Consider the following 21,106-nt stretch of genomic DNA (forward strand, 5'->3'; position numbering starts at 1 on the left):
CCAGTCACCCCGACAGCTCCGCCGATCAACCCAACGATTTCCCGTCCAAAGCAGAGGTCAACCATGGAACAGCAAGTCTCCGAAGCCACCCAACTCGTTCCCCGCAGCGGCGGCGCCCTGGCGGTGACCTCCCATGCACCGGCCAGCGGCGAGTACCTGACCTTCCGGCTGGGCAGCGAGGAATATGGCATCGACATCCTGAAGGTGCAGGAAATCCGCTCCTACGAGCAGCCGACGCGCATTGCCAATGCGCCCGAGTTCATCAAGGGCGTGGTCAATCTGCGCGGCGTGATCGTGCCTATCGTCGACCTGCGCCTGAAGCTCGGCTGCGCGAGCGCCGAGTACAACAGCTTCACCGTGGTCATCGTGCTCAACGTTCGCAACCGCGTGGTCGGTGCGGTGGTGGACTCGGTGTCCGACGTGCTCGAGCTGAACAAGGATGCAATCCGCCCGGCCCCGGAGCTCAATGCCAGCGCGGTGGACACCAGCTTCATCACAGGCATCGGCTCGGTCGGCGAGCGCATGCTGATCCTGATGGACATCGAAGGCCTGATGAGCAGCGCCGATATGGGCCTGATGGATTCAATCGCTGCCTGACGAGAACAACAGAACCCGCCTGATCCGCGGGTTTTTTTTCGTCCCGTTTGCCTGAGTTCCACTCTTTGGCGGAAGTACAGCCATGAACACAGCAAGCACGCTTTCGATTGCCCGCAAGGTCTCGCTCATCGGCGTAGCGAGCCTCTTCGTGGTCCTGCTCGTCATCAGCGGCGCCGTCAGCGTGCTGCTCACCCGGGTCGCGGATGAACGCATCAACACCTGGGTCGGAGACAAGGCCGAAGCGCTGGCCGATGCGATGAATGCGATGGACGAAGCCGCGCGCGCGCTGGTGAAGAGCAGCTTCGGCACCTTCCGCCAGGAGTTCGGCCCCACCTTCACGCTCGACGAGGCCACTGGCGAGTTCCGCGACTGGGGACCGACGCTCAACGGCAACTTCACCCAGGTGGACAAGTTCGCCAAGACCACGGGCGGCGTGGCGACCGTGTTCGCGGCCAAGGGCGACGATTTCATCCGCATCACCACCTCGTTGACGAACGAGAAAGGCGAACGGGCCATGGGCACGATGCTGGGCAAGCAGCACCCGGCCTATGCATCGATGATCGCCGGTCAAAGCTACACCGGCCGCGCAACCCTGTTCGGCAAGGTCTACATGGCTTTCTACGAGCCGGTCCGCAACGACGCCGGCAAAGTCATCGGCATCCTCTTCATCGGATTCGACCTTGCTGCCTTCGAGGCCGCGATCGCCAAGATGGCGAGCGACACCAAGTTCTTCGACTCTGGTGGCATGTATCTGCTGACGGTCGGCAAGGACCCCAGCCAGGCGAGGATCAGCGCCCACCCGACGCTCCAGGGCAAGCTGCTCAGCGAGCTGGCACCCGACTTCGCCAAGCAGCTCGCCGAGCTGGGCGACGAGGGACAGATCGACAGGGTGCCCGATCTGCTGGGCAATGGCCGCACGGACAACTTCGCCATCGTGCGCAAGAACAGCAAGACCAACCAATGGGTCATCGCGCAGGTGTCGCGCGGCGAGGCCATGGCCTCGCACTGGGCAACGATGGTGCCCTTCTGGCTGATGCTGGGCGCCGCCACGCTGGCGCTCGGCTTCGGCCTGTCGTGGCTGCTGCGCAACTGGGTCGCGAGGCCCTTGCAGACGCTCAGCAGCGGCGTTCGCGCGATCGCACAAGGCGATCTGCGCACCGAGATGCACAGCGACCGCCGAGACGAGATCGGCGAACTCACCCGCGATGCCGAAGCGATGCGGCGGCGCTTGGCCGAGATGATCGGCGTGGTCCGCCATTCGGTGGACTCCATCGGCACGGCCAGCGCCGAGATCGCCTCGGGCAACCAGGATCTCTCCAATCGCACCGAGCAGACCGCCTCGAACCTGCAGATCACGGTCTCGTCGATCGCCCAGCTGACCAGCACCGTTCAGCAGACCGCGCAGTCAGCGCGCACCGCCAACGAGCTGGTGGTCTCCGCTTCCAGTGCCGCCGACCAGGGCGGCCAGGTCATGGGGCGCGTGGTCAGCACCATGGACGAGATCAACAGCAGCTCGCGCAAGATCAACGACATCATCGGCGTGATCGACGGCATCGCCTTCCAGACCAACATCCTCGCCCTCAATGCAGCGGTGGAGGCGGCACGTGCGGGCGAGCAGGGGCGCGGCTTCGCCGTGGTCGCCGGGGAAGTGCGCACCTTGGCGCAACGCTCGGCCGAGGCCGCCAAGGAGATCAAGAGCCTGATCGGCGCCAGCGTCGACAAGGTCGCCACCGGCTCTCAGCTTGTGCAGGAAGCGGGCCAGTCGATGAGCGAGATCGTCGCTGGCGTCCAGCGCGTGTCCCACATCATCAGCGAGATCAGCTCTGCAGCAGCCGAGCAGAGCGACGGCATCGTCCAGGTCAACAGCTCAGTCACGCAGGTGGACCAGATGACGCAGCAGAATGCCGCCCTGGTGGAGCAGTCGGCGGCCGCTGCGGCCAGTCTGCGCGAGCAGGCGCAAAGACTGATGGAAGCCGTCGCGATCTTCCGGCTCTGAGCGCGCTGGCCTGCGGCAGCGTCCAGGGCCGACTCAGTCGGGCGTGGACTGCCGCAGCGTCTGCACCACCGGCCGCTGCAGCACGCCGCGCAAGGCCCACCAGCCCGCCAGCAAGGCCAGCAGGGCGCCGCTGATCATCCCCACGGGCAGGATCCAAAGCGAGCCGCCCCAGTCGAACTCGAACACATAGCGGGCCAGCAAGGCCGACAGCAGCAGGGCCATGCCGCTGCCCAGCAGTCCGGACAGCGCGCCCACGCCCAGCAGTTCGGCACGCTGCACCCGGGACAACAGCCCTGCGCCGGCGCCCAGCGCGCGCATCAGTCCGAACTCGCGCGTGCGTGCCTCGCGGGTGCTACCCACTGCGGTGAGCAGCACCACCAGACCCACCGCCAAGGTGAAGGCAAAGAGGAACTGCACCGCATCGATCACCTGATTGAGCACCGCCTGGACCTGGCGAAGTTGCGCAGAGACATCGACCACGGTGAGATTGGGAAAGTCGCGCAGCAGTTGGCGATCCAGGCCCGCGCCAGGCGGCGCGCGGAATGCCGCGATGAAGGTCGAGGGCAGCTCGGGCATGGACGCCAGCGGGAACATCACGAAGAAGTTCACCCGCATGGAGGCCCAGTCCACCTTGCGCAGCGAGGTGATGCGCGCCTCCACGACCTGTCCGGCAATATCGAAGCGCAGGCGGTCACCGAGCTGCAGCCCCAGCTGCTTGGCCAGCCCCTCCTCCACGCTCAGCCCGTCAGACTCCTGTGCCTGCCAGCGGCCTGCAAGCAGCCGGTTGTGCTGCGGCATCTCGTCGCTGTGACTCAGATTGAACTCGCGCTCCACCAGGCGCTGGGCGCGCGCGTCCTCGTACTGTTGCGGCGACACGGTCTTGCCATTGATCGCCAGCAGCCGGCCCCGGATCATCGGATACCAGTCATAGTCCGGCACGCCGGCGGCACGCAGCGTCGCGCGGAAGGCCTCAGCCTGATCGGGCTGGATGTTGATGACGAAGCGATCCGGCGCATCGGCCGGGCTGGCGGCTCGCCAGCCATCGATCAGGTCCGTGCGCAGCAGCACCAGCAAGGACAGAGCCATCAGGCCGACAGCCATCGCCGAGGTCTGGACCACGACCAGCCCCGGCCGGGCTGCCAGCTGGCGCGTGGCCAGCAGCAGCCAGCGCGGCATGGCCGCGCTGTCGCCACCCATCGGCACCACGCGGCGCAGCACAGCCACCGCCAGCCAAGCCAGCAGGGCGAACAGGCCCAGCGCCAGCGCAAAGCCTCCGGCGGTGAGCAGGCCCAGCACCAGGTTCTGCGCCAAAAGCACCAGAATCGCGCCGAAGCCCAGCAAGCCTGCGGCAAGCACCAGCATCGAGCTCCGCTTGACGCTGCCCATCTGTCGGCGGATCACCCGCAACGGCGGCACAGCCGCCAGCTGCAGCACCGGCGGCAGGCCAAAGCCCAGCAGCAGACCCATGCCCAACGCGATGCCCAGGGCCAGGGGCCAGGGTCCCGGTGCGGGCAGCTGCACCTCGATCAGACCTGCAAGCAGCAGCAGAAAGACCTGATGCAGCGCCAGGCCCAGCGCGGCGCCGCCCAGGCTGGCAAGCAGTCCGGCAAAGCCGAACTCCAGGCCATAGGCCCAGGCAATGCGTCGTTGCGGCTGGCCGAACACGCGCAGCATGGCGCAATCGTCCAGGTGCCGCGCCGCGAAATCGCGCGCTGCCAGCGATACCGCCACGGCAGCCAGCAGCGCCGCCAGCATCGCCACCAGTTTCAGGAAGCGCCCGGCCCGATCCAGGGTCTGGCGCATCTCGGGCTGGCCGGACTCCAGGGTTTCCAGTCGCACGCCCCGCAACTGGCGGCTCTCGATCAGCTCGCGCGCGCGGCGCTGGAACTCGTCCTGCACCCGTGCCGGCCGACCCTCGGGCACGGCCACCGCCAGGCGGTAGGAAATGCGACTGGCCGGCTGCACCAGTCCGGTGGCCGCCAGATCGGCTTCGGCCAGCATCACTCGCGGCGCGAAGTTCACGAAACCACCACCGCGGTCGGACTCTTCGGCAATCAGTCCCGCCACGGTGAACTGCATCTCGCCGAGCAACAGCGTGGCGCCTTGTTCCAGACCCAGCGCATCGAGCAAGGGAGCATCCACCCAGACCGTGCCGCGCTGCGGCGCACCGACGCTGCGCCCGTCGACCAGGCGCAGCCGGCCGCGCAGCGGATAGGCGGCATCCACCGCACGCACGGCGACCAGCCGCGTTGCCCCGCCCTGCTCCTGCGGTGCACGCGCCATGCTCGGGAAACTGATGGTGGCCGAACTGCGCAGTCCCAGCTCGGCCGCCAGCTCGCGCAGCGCCGCCGGCGTTGCCTGGTCGCTGATCACCACCGCATCGCCGCCCAGCAGCTTGCCCGCATCGCGCTGCAGGCCGCGCTCCAGGCGATCCGACAGGAAGCCCACCGCACAGACTGCGGCCACCGCCAGCGAGACCGCCAGCATCAGCAGGCGCAACTCCCCGGCCCGCCAGTCTCGCCACAACTGGCGCCAGGCCAGCCGCCAGACCGCCGGCGGTCGCGGCAGGGGCTCGGCGGACAGGGGCGAAGACTCGGACTGTGGAAGTTGGGGCGCGCTCATTTGCCGGACTGTAGCGGTGCCAGCGAGGCAGCATCTGGCGCGGGGCCTTGTCGCGGGAAAGTCGGCACCAGCTGCCGAAGCCCTCCCTATAATCGGCGCCGAACGCGGGCGTCGTTCAATGGTAGGACCTGAGCTTCCCAAGCTCATGACGTGGGTTCGATTCCCATCGCCCGCTCCATAGGTGCGCAACTCATTGATCCAAAAAGGATTTGAGTCGTGCCCGGAGCATCCCGCCGCAGGTCCACTACGAAGGTATGGACCGATGCCCCAGATTCAGTACCTCAAGCGGCTACGCAGCGGTGTCTATGTCGTGCGCATGTACGTGCCCCGGCAGCTGCAGCAGGTTCTTGGCAAGAAGGAAGTGCATGTCAGCACCCGTTGCCGTGACCTGCCCCTCGCGAAGGTTGTCGCCAGCTCGCTCATCGCCGACTGGCATCGTCGCGTGGCCTCACTGCAGAGCATGGACCCGACCAAAGTCATAGCCGGCTCGCTCGACCTGATCGGCGACGGTCTCATCCCTCTTGACCAGGCTGCCGAACAGCTTGGCTCCGATCGTCTCCGTCTCGCTGAGCACCTGCTGCAGCGTCAGGCCGCGTTCTTCGTGCGCCTTGTAGACCAGGACGGTTGGCTGATCAAGGACATAGACAGCCTCTATCACGACATCGATGAGACCGGCTTGGTCTCCGTAGACATCACCGACTCCGAGCTTCAGCGTCACGGCGAGCAGCGCAGACTGTCCCGGGACGTTGCCCTGCGCTTCCCAGATGAAGTCCGCAGCCTAGTCTCGTCTGCCGGACCACAAGGCATCTGCCAGTTCATGCTGCCTCCGATCAAGCAGATGGCATTTGTCGTGCCGGTGCCCGGCCTGCCAGTGCATTCGTCGAGTCTGCTGGTTCGCAAACTTGATGTTGAAGCGCTACGACAGACGCTCCTGCCGCTTGCGTCCGTCCAGCTTGAGCGAGCCCCAAGCGTTGCCGTTGAGGCCACTGCTCGCACAGCGCCCAACATTTCGTCGTACTGCGAGCCCAAATACGCCAACACCAGACTCTCTGAACTCGTGCGGAAACACATAGATGCTGGCCGAGCCTCCTGGCGCCCTGACACGCTCCATACCAAGGAGGGCGTTGGTGCCATGTTCGTTGAACTGACTGGGGACATCTGCCTTGGACAGCTGGACCGTGACGTGCTCTGGTCTGTGGCCAATCAAGCCGGTCGTCTTCCGGTGCGTCGTGACTTGGTCAAGCGGCGGCTCAAGGTGCCGGATGCAACTTCGCTCGATCTCATCCGGCTGGCCGACGAGCACGGGCTGGAGCGGCTCACCCCGCTTGCACTGGAGAGCCTGATCGCCGACATGGGCGAGTTCCTGAAGTGGGCCGTCAAGCAGGGCATGCTCACGCGCAACCCAGCAGATGGCTTGGCCGATGATGTGTTCAAGTCGGTTGGGGGCAAGCGCACCGCTGCCGCCCAACAGCGATTGCCAATGTCGCAATCAGACTTGCTGAAGATCTTTGGCACTGACTGGTTCAGGACCGGCATCGGGCAGAGAAGCAAGCAGGGCCGGTTTTTCCATTTCAGGCCGCACTACTACTGGCTGCCACTTCTTGGCTTGTACGCCGGGGGGCGGATCAACGAACTCGCCCAGCTCTACCTCGCCGACATCGTCGAAGTACCTGATGGAATTGCCTACATCGACTTCAACCTATTGGGCGAAGACAAGCTCGACCTGGACGGCGGAGACGTCTCAGATGAAGAAGCGAGCCGAGACGGTGCGGTGGATAAGTCGCTCAAGAACGTCAACGCGGTGCGCATCGTTCCCATTCATCCGACGTTGATTGAGCTCGGCCTTCTCGAATACGCGAGGGCCCTGCGCACCGCCGGCTATCAGCGGCTGTTTCCCGAATTGGCATTTGATCAAGTCAAAGGCTATGGCAAGGCGCCCAGCAGTTGGTTCAACGAGCGATTCCTCGGCAGGGAGCTCGGCATTCCCAGGGATGGCAAAAAGACCTTCCACTCTCTGCGCCATAACTTCTCAACTGCTCTTGGGGATGCACTGGTCCCCTCCCCGATCAAATCTCAGCTTGTCGGACATTCGCGAGGGAACAGTACAACCGAGATCCGATACGACAAGGGCCGCGCTGCAAAGCAGCTTGGCGAGCACCTGGCAAAGATCAGCTTCGTGCTGCCACCCATTGCCGCGTTCAAGGTCAAAGATGGGCTTGCCGCGGTGGAAGATGCGTTGGCGCTGAAGGCACGTCATCAGCCGAGACGCAATCCGGTCGATGCCGCGAATTGATCGCGACGTTGCCTTGGCGCCCTCTGGACGGACCCTGCTGGAAAGGGGCGCTGCGCAACTTTCGATGCGCCCGCGCCACATCTGGATCGACTGGCTACCGGCCATCGTGGTGCGCGTGGCAGAGCGCTGGGCGCGAGAGCCGCGCCAACATTGGATGATCAGTCAGTGATGACTTATTCATCGCTTGTGCTTTCGGGTAAATGGTGCCTTCGGCAGCGCCGGCTGAACATCAGCAGAATCGCTAGGCGCATCGGCAAGATGGACTGCAAGACTGCGCAGCGTCATCAACCAATCAAGTCGTGACGACCGCAGGCACAAGCCGAGCCTATACGCTCCCTGCGGCAGCACGCCGTCGCGCAAGATGCCCAAGAAGCTCAGCCAAGAGCAAGCCATCGCCCGCTTTCGCGGCGCTCATGGCGACACATACGACTATCGGCTGGTGAGCTACCGCTCGACCGACGACAAAGTCACGGTTGTTTGCCGAACCCACGGGCCATTTCAGATCCTGCCGCAGCATCATTGGCAAGGAGTCGGCTGCCGCGAATGCTACGCGGTCCGCATGCGACTCGGGAGGTCAGAGTTCATCAGGCGCTCGCAGCGTGCCCACACTGAGGTCCGATTCGACTACAGCAGAATTGGCGACAGCGTTGGGACAGGAGACCGGATTCAGCTCCGATGCATGAGCCATGATCGATGGTTCACTCAAGTTGCAAAATCACATATCCGTGGGCACAACGGCTGCCAAACTTGTGTCGGCGAAAAGGCTCTTGGTGCAAGACGGCAGGACTCGACACCGAATCGCCATGCCACGCCGACCGAGAGATTTGTCGAACGTGCGCGCAGCGTCCATGGCGACAAGTACAGCTACTCGACTGCGATCTATCGGGGTGCGGTCAAGAAGGTCGAGATATGTTGTCCCACACATGGTCTGTTCCAGCAGGCCGCACAGAACCACCTCAGGGGCAACGGATGTCCACGATGCGCAGCAGCCTCACGCGCAGCGGGCTCGCTCAAGGCCGATTGCAGGTCAGCTGGTGTCGGCTACACCCGAGCATTAAAGAGGCGTCAAGCGGGCATGACTGACGAGCGGGTCTTCGCCCGAGGCTATCTGCGCAGTGAGCGGGCTGTAAACCCAGTAAAGGTCAACGACGTCCTCTACCCAAACCTTGAATCAGCAGCGCGCATCTTGAAGCCGCCAGCGTCGACCCAAACCATAGCAAGGGACATTGCAAGGGGCTCCTCACCGGAAGATGCATTCAAGCGCATTCCAAGCCCCGGCTTTGCCAACGGCGTCGTGTACCTCGTCACACATCGAGCGAGCGGGAAGCAGTATGTCGGCCAGACCATCGTCAACCTAGGCATCCGCTGGCGAAGTCATTGTGAACAAGCCACCATGGGGCAAATTCGCCACGAAGGCAGTCTGCATGCGGCCATTCGCACCGACGGCCAACATGCGTTCACGATCAAGCAAATCGACAGCGGAACTACCAAGTCAGGGCTTGAGAGCAAAGAGCGGTACTGGATTCGCCGGCTCGGCACGCTATGGCCAGCTGGCTACAACCTGACCCCTGGCGGCGAAAGCGGCGGCAGCTTGGGTCGACCGACCGAAGTTGACGGCTTCCGATTCAAGAGCCGCCGCTTAGCATCAGAGTACGTTGCAGCAACGCGGGCAATATCGATGCATGCAGCAAAGGCTCGCATACGGATCGGGCGCATAGATGTGACCGCCCCCCCGAAGTCCGGTCTTGGGCTTTGCAAGACCCGCGCATACAAGGCTTGGAGCGCGATCGTTCACGGCCTGATCTCGCCCGCCAGCAAGAGGTTCGACCCAGGAGTAGAGCTACACCCGCCTTGGCGCGACTTCAATCAGTTCCTTGCAGACATGGGTCAGCCGACATCTCAAGATCTCGTCTTCGCTCGGCTAGACAAAACACGCGGATTCACCCCGGACAACTGCCGCTGGATCTCGCGCAGCGAGGCCGCGCGGCTCAGTGCGGCCTCCGGCGCGCGTAGGAAGAAAGCCGCCTCACTCGCGGATGTTATTAGCCCTGAATCGCAACCGCCCGGCGCCAGCAACAGCGATGCCGAAGGCGAATAGCGTCAGCCAAGCCGTCCCAGGCTCAGGCACGCTGAAGCGATCTCTGACAAGGAACGAACCAACCAGGTTGTCTGCGTCGCCGTACAGCCACTGCCCGCCGAAGCCCGCGCCCGCGTAGTCCGTTGAACTCGTCAGCACGGCGTACTGGCGGCTGGCCGGCGACTGGCCATCGCCCAGATGGAGATCGGCAAGAACGCCATAGATCGTGTGCTTACCCAGTTCATCACCAGGGCTAGGCTGCCGATCCTCGTAGGTCCAGCCAAGCGATGTGACCAGGGCATTCATCCCGTGGATCGCCGCCGCATCGGACCAAGAATTTGCGCCAGCGCTGGCACCGGCCAGCCCTGCATGCTCGAGAAGAAGGCGCAACTCTGAGCCCGTGGCGTACCGGAACCCCAGGCCCGCCCATCCCCCGTATCCAGTCAAGACTTCGCTGATTGTCCTATTCGTAGTGGCCGTCGGGCTAAGCCAGTCAAGCCCAGTAGTGGTGTCCCACACCGTCGCAAATGTCGCCCCTCCTGAGCCAGTTTCCGACCCAGTGAACAGAGCGGCCTCGGACGGTGACGCCGTGAGGGCAGTTGCCAAGGACAGGCTGAGTAGTAGAGCTTTGATCGTCATGCTGAGTGATTCGAGTTGTCAGAAATGGCGCCTCCATCAGTAGCGCCGCGAATGGGAAAAACCTGATTGAGGACTTCAGCAACCAGCTCCAGTGTCCCACGCACTTGGCCCGTCAGCCCGCCATCGCCATGCGCATGGCTGTTCCTGCGGCGATGCATAGTCACCTTCAGGACACTGACCAAGTCCCAGTCCTGGTCCTCAGGATGGATCTCCAAGGGCGTGTCCTCATCGATCTCAATCGAGTCCAGCCCCTCACGCTCCATTCGCTCTAGATTGGCCATGTCGGCGCGCTGGCGAGCCCGATCACGAGCAACCTCATGCCAGCGGCTGAAGCCCTCGTTGCGGACATATTCATGGTCGATGGCGTACTGCAGCAAGCCATGGAGCATTGGCCTCTTCTGCCGAGGGTGCTGGTAGTCTGCCGGCAGCCTCTCAGGTAGAGCAGCCCGAAGCCCAGCTTCGAGTGAGGTAAGAGCCTGCAGCTCAGCGACCGGATAGAAGCGGTAGACATGCCACGCGTAGAGATAGAGGTTCCGCGCCGTGTCGAAGGCAATGCGCACCTTTTCCGGCACCTCGGGCTTGAGGACCAGCCCCGCCACCAAAGAGTGCTGGAACTCCAGGTCGACCATCGGTCCATTCCGCGGGTCTCGCATCCCAGCCATGTCCGGCGACCTCAGACCCTCGGCCTGCTCCCATGGCAATGCAGCGCGTGGCGGCGTACTCATGCCGATGCCGCCGAGAGTTCAGGCACGCCAAGGCCGACCGACGCACCGAGCAGCAGCCCGAGCTGCGCCCTCACCTCCGCGGTCATCGCGTCGATCCAGCGCTCGCCAGCCACCGGGACCGGCAAGGCCACCTGCTGAACCATGAGCTGCCTCACGGTCTCGCCAGCCGCCGCACCCGAGAACTCATACAGGCGCTGCACGCCGGCCGTTGGCTGGTCCGGTGCAGCCGGGCGGGGGTACCAAAGAGCTACACGGGCACAGCCATATGTCGCCGCATAAGCATGCAGCTGGTAGGCATCCGCCTGAGCGACGCCCGGCTGGCCGCCGCCGTTCGCCGACGGGTCGAGCAGCTTCCACTTCGCGTCAGCGATCGCCAGCACTTCGTCACCGCGCAAGATGCACAGGTCGGGACGCATCTGGAATTGCCGCTGACCCAGTTCGTCCGTTGCCAGATGGCGCCGCGGCCCCTCCTCGCGCAGATGCAGCCCTTCGGGCAACACCCGCCTGAGCAATGCACCCAAGGTGCGCTGGAACAAGGCATTCATGTCGAACAGCAACGCCAGGCCGGCTTCGCGCCCGCGGCTGAGATCGGGCGATTCCTCCGACAGGAACCAGCGCGCCATCATCAGCGCACGGGAGTAGCGCTGGGTCAGGCGGTTCTTCGGAAGCTGGTCGATCTGGGCCGCCCGGACGACCACATCGTCAACGTCAACCATCCAGCCCAGCAGCTGCGCCACCTGGCGGCTGACACCCTCACTCTGCCGCACCAGCGGCATCACGCGCCGCAGTGCAGCCTTCAGTGCCTGGTTGTAGCGGTTGTTGGCGGTGAGCTCGTCGAACTCGCAATGCATGCGATCGCGGCGCCCGGCGTGCCGAAGCGCGTCCACATCTGGGCGCCAGCGGCCCCTGATCGATCCGAGCGCGTCAGCCTCGGTGACGTACTGCTTCAGCATGCCCTGGTGCATCTGCGTCTGCAGCTCGTCGCAGTACCAGCGCACCAGCGCAAGCAAGAGACTGTGCCCCTGCAGGGCCAGCCTGTCGGAGTCGACCGCTGCCAGAGGGAAGTCGCTCGCCAGCGCGATCATGCGCAGCAGCAGGGCACGGTCGAAGCCGTCGTCCTGCGCGATCTTGGGCAGCACCTCGACAACCAGCGACCCAGCCTGGATCACCCCGCAGTAGCTGCGGAACTTCACAGCCCGATAAGCGCCCACCACTGCGGGAATGCGCTCGCGCTCGCAGGTCCGCAGCAGCAGCTCCGACTCGGCCACCGTAAGCGCGCGCTCGTCCGCCCGCTGGCGTTCGGCAACTACCGCGATTCGCTCATGCTCGCGGACGACGAGGTGCATGCTCAGCGTCGCTCACAGACCCAGCGCGTCGTCCGGCACCGACTCGTAGAGCGCCCGGAAGCTTGCGCCAGGCAGGTTCGGATTGAGACGCCAGATGCGCGCCTCGTCAGCGTCTTCCAATCCCTGCGCCTGCCCTGCGAACAGCGCCGACAGCTTGGGCCGTCGACTGACCAAGAATGGCTCTGCGCCCTGGCTGACCGCGAGCACCTGGTTGATGCGCTCCCAGTCCTCGAAGAAGTACTCCTGCAACAGCGGGACGATCCGATCATGGAACGCTGCCCGGAGCTCCACGAAGTCTGTCACCCCTGTCAGATAGGCGTGGCCAATGGTGGCATCGCGCCCGCGCAGCACGGTGATGCGGGCGTTGATGACCCGCAGCAGCTGGCGTAGGTCGATTGCCTCGCCTTCGTCGTCACTGATCAGGCCGCTGCCATCACTGCCCGAGATCACATCGGCGTCAGGCAGCAGCTCGCGGAAGATGAAGCGTCGGCGCAAGGCAATGTCCACCAGCGCGATCGAGCGGTCCGCGGTGTTCATCGTGCCGTACAGATCCAGGTTCTCCGGCACGCCGAAGAGATCGCCCGTGTAAGGCAGGCGGAGCTGCACGCCGCCGAGCACTTCCCCCTGTGCGCCCAGCCGCAGGCGCTTGTCAGGCTCGACCAGGGTGATCAGCTCACCGAAGATCTTGGCGATGTTGCCCCGGTTGATCTCGTCGATCACCAGCGCATAGCGTTGGCCGGGATTGCTGCGCGCCTGACGGCAGATGCGCTTTAGCACCCCGTCCACCGGCTGGATCTCAACGACAGGTGCCTCGCCTTCACGCTCGACCGACACGGGCCGCAGGCCCTCGACAAAGTCCTCATACGCGTAGCTGGGGTGGAAGGTCACCATCTCGTAGCGCAGATGCTGCTGCGGACCGGCCGGCTTGCTGCTGAGCACACGCTGAACTTCCTTCAGCTCCGGCGCGTGCTCGTCCCATCCCTGCACCAACCGCCAGCGGGACTGCTCGTCCTTGTCGAACACCAGGGGCTCGATCCGGCGGCTCTTCTCGAAGGCCACGGTCTGCGACTCGTAAACGGTGTGCAGCTGCAGCATGCCCCAGAGCCGATTGCCTAGGTTGTTCTGCGAACTGGCCTGCGCGAGCCGGGCACGGATGTAGCGATGCTCGCGCAGCTCCGGCACGCTCAAGGAAGGCTTGCCCGAGTCGATCATCGCCGCCGCGATCACCTCGAACCAGCCATAGCCGCCCACCAGGCGCTGCAGACGGGTGTCTTCATCCTCCAGCGCCACTGTGTCGGTGTAGGCCGGCAGAACGTGCTCCAGCACCATGCGCGTCTTTCCAGTGCCCGGAGGCCCGTGAAAGATCACATTGCGCGGCGCCGGCCCAAAGAGCTCCTCCAGCGCTGAGTCCGCGGGTACCTCCGCCGGCCCGTCGGCGGTGGCTCTCACCTTGTACTCCTTGCTGGGCTCCGCGGCTGTAGGCGCCGTCGATGTCTCGGTCCACCGGCTACGCAGTGGCTCCAGGTAGAAGTCCAGATTCGTGGTGCCCAGCTCCTGCTCAAGCCGGCTGCGAATGACGCGCAGCTGCTCGTCGATGCGGCTCGCTGAGCGAAGGTCTGCCTGCAGCCCCAGCTGCTTCGAGAAAGTCTTGACGATGATGCGCTTGTTGTCCGTCGAGCTGATGCGCTCGTAGCGGTCCGGCTGCATCAGGTACAGGAAGATGTGCCGGAACATCCGGCGCTCGGGGTTCAGCGGCTGGCCGCCGGGCAGCTTGTCCGGCATGCTCAGCGAATCGACCCAACCGCTCAAGTCTGCATCTGCCTTGATCAGACTGGCCCGCTGCTCGCGCGGCAGCGCAGACCACGCCATGAACAGGTAGATCGCGTACGAGAACTCCCACCAGAAGCCGGTGTTGAAGAAGGTGCCGCCGCTGCCGATGCCACTCAGCACCTCGGTCGATAGCGCCCAGTGCGTCTTCTCGTCCAGCACGCGCTGGCTGAAGGCGGCGATCTCCTGCAGATTGCTGACCTTCTTTGCCGGCCCGATGATCTTGCGCGGGAACAGATAGAGCACCCAGGTCAGGTCCAGCGCAAGCAGCTTGGCGTCATCCGACGCCTGAGCCAGCTGAATCGACAGCTTGGGGATGAACTTCTTGTCGCTGGAGTCAGGCGCGCCGATGAAGCGCTGCTCCAGCTCCGCAAAGACTTCAGGGCGCCAGATCAGCTTCGCCGGGTCGAAGAGCGAGTGCTGCTCGACCAGGCACTCCTGCTTCCAGCGCTCAGCGGCGGCCAGGATGGGCGTGATCGGGATCTCGGCGTATCGGCTCATCGGGATGTGCTCTCCTGGTCGGCTTACTCGTGGTCTGCGCGTGCAATCGGCCTTCGTCCGCGCCCTCGCCCCGCTGATACGGAGCTTGGACCTTGCGCGCGCTGAGCCGCAAGCCGCTTCAGCAGCTCGCTAGCAGGCTCGTCGTTGGGATCTTGCGGCACGAGCTCGCCGCGGAATGCCTTGGCCAGCAGGGCTGGGGTCAGGCGATTGACTGCGGTCTGGGCGGCTTGCAGGCGCGCCTCTAGGCGATCGGCGTAGGCGAAGAGGAGTTCAACGCGGCGGACGATTTCTGCCTGCTCTTTCAATGTTGGAACGTCGACCTGGAGGCCCATCAGCGCCCGCTGATAAATCGCAGCCACGCTGGTGGTCGCAGACTTGACCCGTGCAAGACGCGATCGACCTATCGGTGATCGAAAGAAGACCTCAACCCATTCAGGAAGAACGGAGCCAACAAAGCGGATGCGGAGAATGTTGTTGTTGAAAACAATGCCTCTTGGTCCTTTCCAGACACAAGACTTTCCGACCAGCTCAACGCTATTGCGGGTGTTGAAGAGCCAGTCCCCCATTCTTAGCTCGTAGCGGGCGAACTCATCCGGCGTACAGGTCACCTCGCTGAGCCCTGAGGCTCTGTGCCCCCAGTGCTCGTCGATCCCGTCCATCTTCAAGTACGGCGTGAGTCCACTTCCCGGAAGGCGTTGCTCCGCTGCTCCGCGAACCAAGCCGGTAACGGAATCAAGCACCAACGAACTGAAAGCCTGAGCCTTCCAATCAACCCGTCCGGCGCCATGCAGTTCGCCGCGGACTGCCGCCGCCAGCACCGACTGCCGAAAGCGCTTGAGCAAGGGGGCGACGCGGGCGAGGCGGTCGTTCACCGCGTCCACGCGGGCCAGCACGGTGTCGAGTTTGTCGGCGATGCGGCGTTGTTCGGCCGCCGGCGCAAGCACGATTGGCGTATCCGCGAGGGCTTTCAAGTAGATGCCCTTTTGAGCCGTGCCCTTCGCATTCTCGTGAAGATAGCGTTGCACACTTGGCGATTCCAGGGCGTAAGCCAGATAGCGAGGATCGGTCACTTCAGACCGCAGCACCGCGACACTTCGTTGCAGTGTGAACGGCGGATGATTGGCTCCGACCACAGCTGTTCGGCCAATCGCACCGACAATGGTGACCAGCACATCCCCAGCCGAGATCCTGGTTCGCCTGTCCTCCTGCTCGAAGTCCCCGGCGGCAATAAGACGGTAGTCGTCGAATGCAATCCGTCTGGACGCTACGTTGCGCGCGCTCAACATTGGAAGTCCAGCGGACTCGGCCTTAGGGGGATTGTGGGAGCCATCAGTGATCTTGACGCAAACGCTCCCCAGCGTGACCGGGAGCCAACCGAGGGCACGGCTCATGGAGCTTCCCCAAGTTCGGCCAGAATCTCCTCCAGCTCTTCGACGGCAGCATTCAGTTCGTCAACAGCCTCCCTCACCAAAACCGCCGGCTCTGGCAGATCCGCCGCATCCTCGGCGTTCTCATCCTTGAGCCAGGCGATGTCCAGGCTGTCGCCCTTCTCCTTCGCGATCCAGTCACGAGCAAAACGGCGGAAGCGCCCTGCCTCGCCCTGGTCTGCACGCTCACTCTTGCCGTTCGGGTCTTCACCGAAGCAAGCCTCGAACTCGGCGAAGTGGTCTCGCGTCAGCGGCGTGCGCTTGCCAAACTTGGGCGCGTTGGCGCGCATGTCGTAGACCCAGACCTCCTGCGTGCTGCCGGTGGCGGCCTGGCTGATCTTCTGGAAGAACAGCACATTGGTCTTCACGCCCTGGGCGTAGAAGATGCCGGTGGGCAGGCGCAGGATGGTGTGCAGGCGGCACTTGTCCATCAGGTCGCGGCGGATGTCGGCACCGACGCCACTCTCGAACAGCACGTTGTCGGGCAGCACCACGGCGGCCCGGCCGCCGTCCTTCAGGTGCCGCACGATGTGCTGCAGAAAGGCCAGCTGCTTGTTGCTGGTGGCGTAGGTCAGGTCGTCCCGGGTGGGGCCGCCACCGCCCTTGGCCGTGCCGAAGGGCGGGTTGCTGAGGATGATGTCGCTCTTGGGCAGGCTGCTGCCGGCGCTACCCAGCGTGTTGCCCAGGTGGACCACGCCCTCGTCATCGCCCTCCATGCCGTGCAGCAGGCAGTTCATCAGCGCCAGGCGGCGGGTGCTGGAGACCAGCTCCATGCCCAGGTATGCCTTGTTGCGCTGGAACTGCCGCTGCTTCTCGCTCAGGGTGTAGAAGTCATCGGTCAGGCCGCGCATGTAGCTGTCCGCGGCAATCAGGAAGCCCGCCGTACCCGCTGCCGGGTCCTGGAGGGTCTCGCCGGGCCGGGGCTTGATCAGGTGGATGATCGAATCGATCAGGGGCCGCGGCGTGAAGTACTGGCCGGCGCCGCTCTTGGTCTCGTTGGCGTTCTTCTCCAGCAGGCCCTCGTAGAGGTCGCCCAGGCCGTCGTGCTTGGCGCTGAACCAGTCGATGCCGTCCAGGCTCTTGATCAGCTGCTCAAGGTGCCGCGGCTCCTTGAGGCTGGTCTGTGCGTCGGCATAGATGGCCGCAATCAGCGGGTCGGGGCTCTGCGAGAGCTGCAGCAGGCTGCTCTTGTAGTGGTTCAGCAGGTTCAGGCCGCTGCGGCTGGTCAGCTCGGGCCAGCGCGCGAACTCGGGCAGCTTGTGCGCCTGCAGGATGCCGTTCTCGGTGTTCTCGTGCTCCATCTTGATGAAGAGCAGCAGCACCAGCTCGGTGACGTAGTTGCTGTAGTTGATGCCGTCGTCGCGGAGAACGTCGCACAGGTTCCAGAGCTTCTGGACGATGTCGGAGGTGGTCATGCTTCCTGTTCTGATCCGGGTGCCGGCCCGCCGTCAGGCGCCGGGCCGAAAGCGCGCATTTTCTGCTGGTCTGGCCTTGATCTGGCCGAACGAGCCAGGCATCACGCCGCGTCTGGCCAGAGCGAGGCGGCCAGCGTGTGCATCACCTGGTCGAGCTCGCCGCCGAGCAGCTTGTCGAGCTGCTTGGCGCCGCCGTCTTGCGCGAAGGCCGTGTTGACGAAGCCTTGGTCCATCACCACCTCGTAGGTGAGCTGCCGAGCCAGCCGATCGAGCCATTTGCGCTGCATGGGCGACCAGGCGCGCTGGGCGTAGATCTTCTGCATGGCCTGGCCCACGCGCTGCTCGAAGGGCAGCAGCGCCTCGCCCAGCGCCGCCTGGCGGATGAAGCCGATGATGCTGGCCGCGATCTCCTGGTTGCTCTTGCTTCGCCAAGCGGCCTTGAGGTTGGCCTCGGAGTAGCCATGCTCGTCGAGCAACAGGCGAACCTCCTTGAGCTGCTCGCGTGTCAGGTCTTTGGGGCGACGCACGACCACGGCCAGGGCGGCGGACTGGTTGATCTGCTCGCGCACGAAGGCGCCGAAGCTGTCGAGGTAGTCCTCGGGCTTCTTGTAGGTGCCCCAGCTCTGCTCTCGGGCCAACAGCTCGTCGGCGTGCTTGGAGAGGATGGGCATGTAGGCCGTGCCGAGCAGCTCCTGCACCTCGGCCAGCTGGGTGAGCAGCCGGGTGCTGTGGCGCAGGTAGTCGGCGGCGGCCTTGGGGCCGTGCTGCAGGGCCATCTCATGCAGATGCTGGTGCAGCTTCTCGGGCGGCACACCCCACTGCTGCTCCAGCGCAGCCAGGTGCTCCTTGAGCTTGGGGCGCTTCTCGGCGCTGTGCGCTGCCTTGCGCAGCACGCGCATCAGCTTCTGGTTCAGCTGGTCGAGGACATCGTGCGCATGTGTGCGGCCCTGCGCGCTGCCCGGGGCTTCGTAGCTGGTCGGGTTGTTCAGCTCGTCGATGAGCTGCTCGATCGACACATTCGGGTTCTTCACCAGCGGCTGCATGGTGTTCACCGCCTGCAGCGACGCGTACAGATCGACCGGGTCGTAGATCTTGAACACCGTCTTGCCGATCTCGTCGCAGCGCCGGGTCGCACGGCCGATCATCTGCTCGTACAGGATGCGCGACTTCACGCGGCGCAGGAAGACCAGGTGGCAGATGGGCGGCACGTCGATGCCGGTGGTCAGCAGGTCGACGGTGATGGCGATGCTGGGGTAGCGATCGTTCTTATAGAGCCGGATCAGCTGGTCCACCTTGTCCGACGCGCCGGTGATCTTGCGCACCGCGGCCTGGTTGTAGTTGTCACCGTAGATGGCCTTGAATGCCTGATTCAGCAGGCGCTCGACCATGTCCGCATGCGCGTCGGTGGCGCAGAAGATCATCGTCTTCTCTTCACCGTTGGGGTCCAGCTCCTGGGCGAGCTGCTCGCAGATGACACGGTTGAACTCTTCGTTGATGACGCGCTTGTTGAAGCTCTCCAGCTCGAAGTTGAGCTCGTCTTCCAGCTCCGCGGCCTGGACTTCGCCGGTGCCGAGGTTGATCGCCTCGACCGACTCGCCCTTGGCGAAGTGGATGCCGTGCTTGCTCAGCAACGTCTCGTAGCGAACTGGGGGCTCGTGGTCGATCAGCCAGTCATCGGCCACGGCCTCGCGGTAGGAGTAGGTGAAGACGGGCTTGCCGAAGATGTCGGTGGTGTGGCGCGCCGGCGTAGCGGTCAGACCGATCTTGACGGCGTCGAAGTAGTCGAGCACCCGGCGGAAGCTGGACAGGTACTGCGCCTGGTCGCGCAGGGCCATCTCGCCCTCAGTCATCTCCTGGTCCAGCGTGTAGCCGCGATGGGCCTCGTCCACGATGATGCAGTCGTAGGTATCGACGCTAGGGGGCTGGTCGCTGGCAAAGACGCGGCGCACCATGGCCTGCACAGTGGCCACCTGGACCCGCGTCTCGGCCTCGGCTGCCATGTCGCCCAAGTCGGCGATGTTGTAGATCTGACTGAGCGTGTGATTCTGCTCGAGCGGGGCCTCGTTGAAGGCGTCCATAGCCTGATCGCCGAGCGCGGTGCGGTCAACCAGGAAGAGGATGCGCCGGAAGCGCTCTGCCTTCAGGAAGCGGTAGATCAGGCCGATGATGGTGCGCGTCTTGCCCGTGCCCGTCGCCATCGCCAGCAGGCAGCTGGGCTGACCATGTGCCAGGGCCTGCTCGACGGCCATGATGGCGCGCTCCTGGTAATCGCGCAGCCGCAGGTAGCCGAAGGGCTCCTGTGCGAGCTTGGCCTCGGCCTCGGCTTTGCTGCGCGTCAGTTGGTCGAGCAGGCCCTCGGGCGTGTGAAAGCCGGGCAGCGGGCGCTTCAGGTTCGACGGGTGGCGCAGGTCACGGTGCCAGGTGCCGCTGGCTTCCGGGCTCTGCTTGACCAGCGGGCGGCCATTGCTTGAGTAGGCAAAGGGCACGTTGAAGAAGCCGCCCTGCCCGTCCGGCCACGGCCCGTGCTGCCCCTCCAACTGCCAGGCCGGCACATGATCGTCGGTCAGGGTCATGCCGCGTGAGTAGCGCTCGGCCTGCTCGATCTTGCCTGCGACGTTGATGTTCAGTCGCTTGGCCTCCACCGCGGCAATCGGCGTCAGGCCCGCGAAGAGCATGTAGTCGGCGCTTTGCTTGCCCTGGGTGGGCCACTCTGCGATCGCGCGGTTCTTGTGGCGCTCCGGGCGGGCACCCTTCGCATAGGTCAGATTGACCGTGTCGGCCTCCCAGCCGGCCTCGGCGAGTTGCTGGTCGATGATGAGGCGGGTGGCCGCCTCGTCCATGACCACCTTCTTGGCCGCGTTCGTCGCGCGCTCGGCAAAGGTGTCGATCTCGGACTGTGAGACCTGCGGGCGAGCGCCGCCGACCCTGGCGTCGAATGCAGCCTTCAGCTCGGCGTATCGGGCGCTGGCTTCGCTAGCAAGGGCCTCATAGATGCTGCGCTCTTCATCGGCACGTCGGGCCATCTCCCGCTCTTGGGCGGCCTGCGCCTCGAGCAGCTGGGTCAGTTGCGAATGCGAAGACTGGGCGCTCTGCGCCGACTGCAACTCGTCGCGCAGCTGCATGATCTGCTGCTGCAGCTCGGCCAGCCGGCGGCTCGGATCGTCCGGCAGGATGAACGGGCCGGGCTTGAAGTCGGGGTCACTGCCAAAGCTGCGATGGAACCAGACCGCGATCTGGCGGGCGACCTTCAGAGCTTCCAGCCCTTCGCGGTAGCCAATGTCGTGGTCGACCTGATGCGCCGCTGCGTTGCCCCGTTGGCGAAGCAGGTGGAACATCTGCCGGACCTGCGCGTCCAGACCAAGGCGGTTGTCAACGGCTCGAAGCAGCTCGGCCTGGGTCGGCTGCTGCAGCTGTATGCCCAGCCGGGACGCCATGTCCTGGGTCAACGCCTCGGCCAGCAGCCGTAGCTTCAGAACACAGCTCGGGGGGTCGAACGGGAAGATCTGCTCGGCGGTTGCGCCAAGCTCAGCCAGCAGCAGCGAATGCGTAGCGAGAAAACTGAAATTGCTCGGCGCGCTCATTGACCTCCCCGTGGTACCCGTGCAGACAAGAGGCAGCCGGGCAACTTCTCTTGAGGCCAA

12 protein-coding genes and 1 tRNA gene are annotated in these 21,106 nt (G+C 64.5%); 5 read left to right on the forward strand and 8 right to left on the reverse strand.

Features of this window, described 5'->3' with window-relative positions; translation table 11 throughout:
- The first annotated feature begins 63 nt into the window (after positions 1-63).
- Positions 64-597, forward strand: a complete 534-nt coding sequence (locus AC2EBS_RS18010; RefSeq protein WP_484729837.1) for a chemotaxis protein CheW — start codon at positions 64-66, stop codon at positions 595-597.
- 82 nt (positions 598-679) lie between these two features.
- Positions 680-2,593 (forward strand): methyl-accepting chemotaxis protein, encoded by a 1,914-nt coding sequence (locus AC2EBS_RS18015; protein ID WP_484729838.1) that lies wholly within the window; start codon positions 680-682, stop codon positions 2,591-2,593.
- Between the two features lie 33 nt (positions 2,594-2,626).
- Here the strand turns inward: AC2EBS_RS18015 and AC2EBS_RS18020 are convergent, their stop codons facing one another.
- Positions 2,627-5,215, reverse strand: a complete 2,589-nt coding sequence (locus AC2EBS_RS18020) for an ABC transporter permease (RefSeq protein ID WP_484729839.1) — start codon at positions 5,213-5,215, stop codon at positions 2,627-2,629.
- Between the two features lie 104 nt (positions 5,216-5,319).
- On the opposite strand from AC2EBS_RS18020, the gene AC2EBS_RS18025 reads away from it, so the two are divergent.
- From AC2EBS_RS18025 to AC2EBS_RS18035, 3 genes are all read left to right on the forward strand, one after another.
- A tRNA-Gly gene (locus tag AC2EBS_RS18025) sits at positions 5,320-5,393 on the forward strand.
- 84 nt (positions 5,394-5,477) lie between these two features.
- Complete coding sequence (locus AC2EBS_RS18030) at positions 5,478-7,508, forward strand: DUF6538 domain-containing protein (protein ID WP_484729840.1); 2,031 nt, start codon at positions 5,478-5,480, stop codon at positions 7,506-7,508.
- A gap of 361 nt (positions 7,509-7,869) precedes the next feature.
- A complete protein-coding gene (locus AC2EBS_RS18035; RefSeq protein ID WP_484729841.1) occupies positions 7,870-9,606 on the forward strand; it encodes a GIY-YIG nuclease family protein in 1,737 nt (578 codons plus the stop codon).
- Here AC2EBS_RS18035 and AC2EBS_RS18040 read toward each other — a convergent pair.
- The 7 genes from AC2EBS_RS18040 to hsdR form a co-directional block, all read right to left on the reverse strand.
- Positions 9,535-10,224 carry a PEP-CTERM sorting domain-containing protein gene (locus AC2EBS_RS18040; protein ID WP_484729842.1) on the reverse strand — a complete coding sequence of 230 codons (690 nt, stop codon included), beginning with the start codon at positions 10,222-10,224 and terminating at the stop codon, positions 9,535-9,537. The two genes, AC2EBS_RS18035 and AC2EBS_RS18040, sit on opposite strands and share 72 nt — an antisense overlap.
- Positions 10,221-10,853: a hypothetical protein gene (locus AC2EBS_RS18045; RefSeq protein ID WP_484729843.1), complete on the reverse strand. Its 633-nt coding sequence runs from the start codon at positions 10,851-10,853 to the stop codon at positions 10,221-10,223. Before AC2EBS_RS18045 ends, AC2EBS_RS18040 begins: the two co-directional genes overlap by 4 nt.
- A 92-nt stretch (positions 10,854-10,945) precedes the next feature.
- The gene (locus AC2EBS_RS18050; protein ID WP_484729844.1) at positions 10,946-12,295 is read right to left on the reverse strand and encodes an McrC family protein; all 1,350 of its coding nucleotides are present in this window, start codon (positions 12,293-12,295) and stop codon (positions 10,946-10,948) included.
- Between the two features lie 12 nt (positions 12,296-12,307).
- On the reverse strand, positions 12,308-14,623 hold the full coding sequence (locus AC2EBS_RS18055; protein WP_484729845.1) for an McrB family protein: 2,316 nt from the start codon (positions 14,621-14,623) through the stop codon (positions 12,308-12,310).
- Between the two features lie 23 nt (positions 14,624-14,646).
- Positions 14,647-16,014 (reverse strand): restriction endonuclease subunit S, encoded by a 1,368-nt coding sequence (locus AC2EBS_RS18060; protein WP_484729846.1) that lies wholly within the window; start codon positions 16,012-16,014, stop codon positions 14,647-14,649.
- Positions 16,011-17,465: a class I SAM-dependent DNA methyltransferase gene (locus AC2EBS_RS18065; protein ID WP_484729847.1), complete on the reverse strand. Its 1,455-nt coding sequence runs from the start codon at positions 17,463-17,465 to the stop codon at positions 16,011-16,013. Before AC2EBS_RS18065 ends, AC2EBS_RS18060 begins: the two co-directional genes overlap by 4 nt.
- Before the next feature lie 101 nt (positions 17,466-17,566).
- Positions 17,567-21,046 carry a type I restriction-modification system endonuclease gene (gene hsdR, locus AC2EBS_RS18070; protein WP_484729848.1) on the reverse strand — a complete coding sequence of 1,160 codons (3,480 nt, stop codon included), beginning with the start codon at positions 21,044-21,046 and terminating at the stop codon, positions 17,567-17,569.
- Between the last annotated feature and the right edge of the window lie 60 nt (positions 21,047-21,106).

The organism is Roseateles sp. T103, assembly GCF_057219915.1.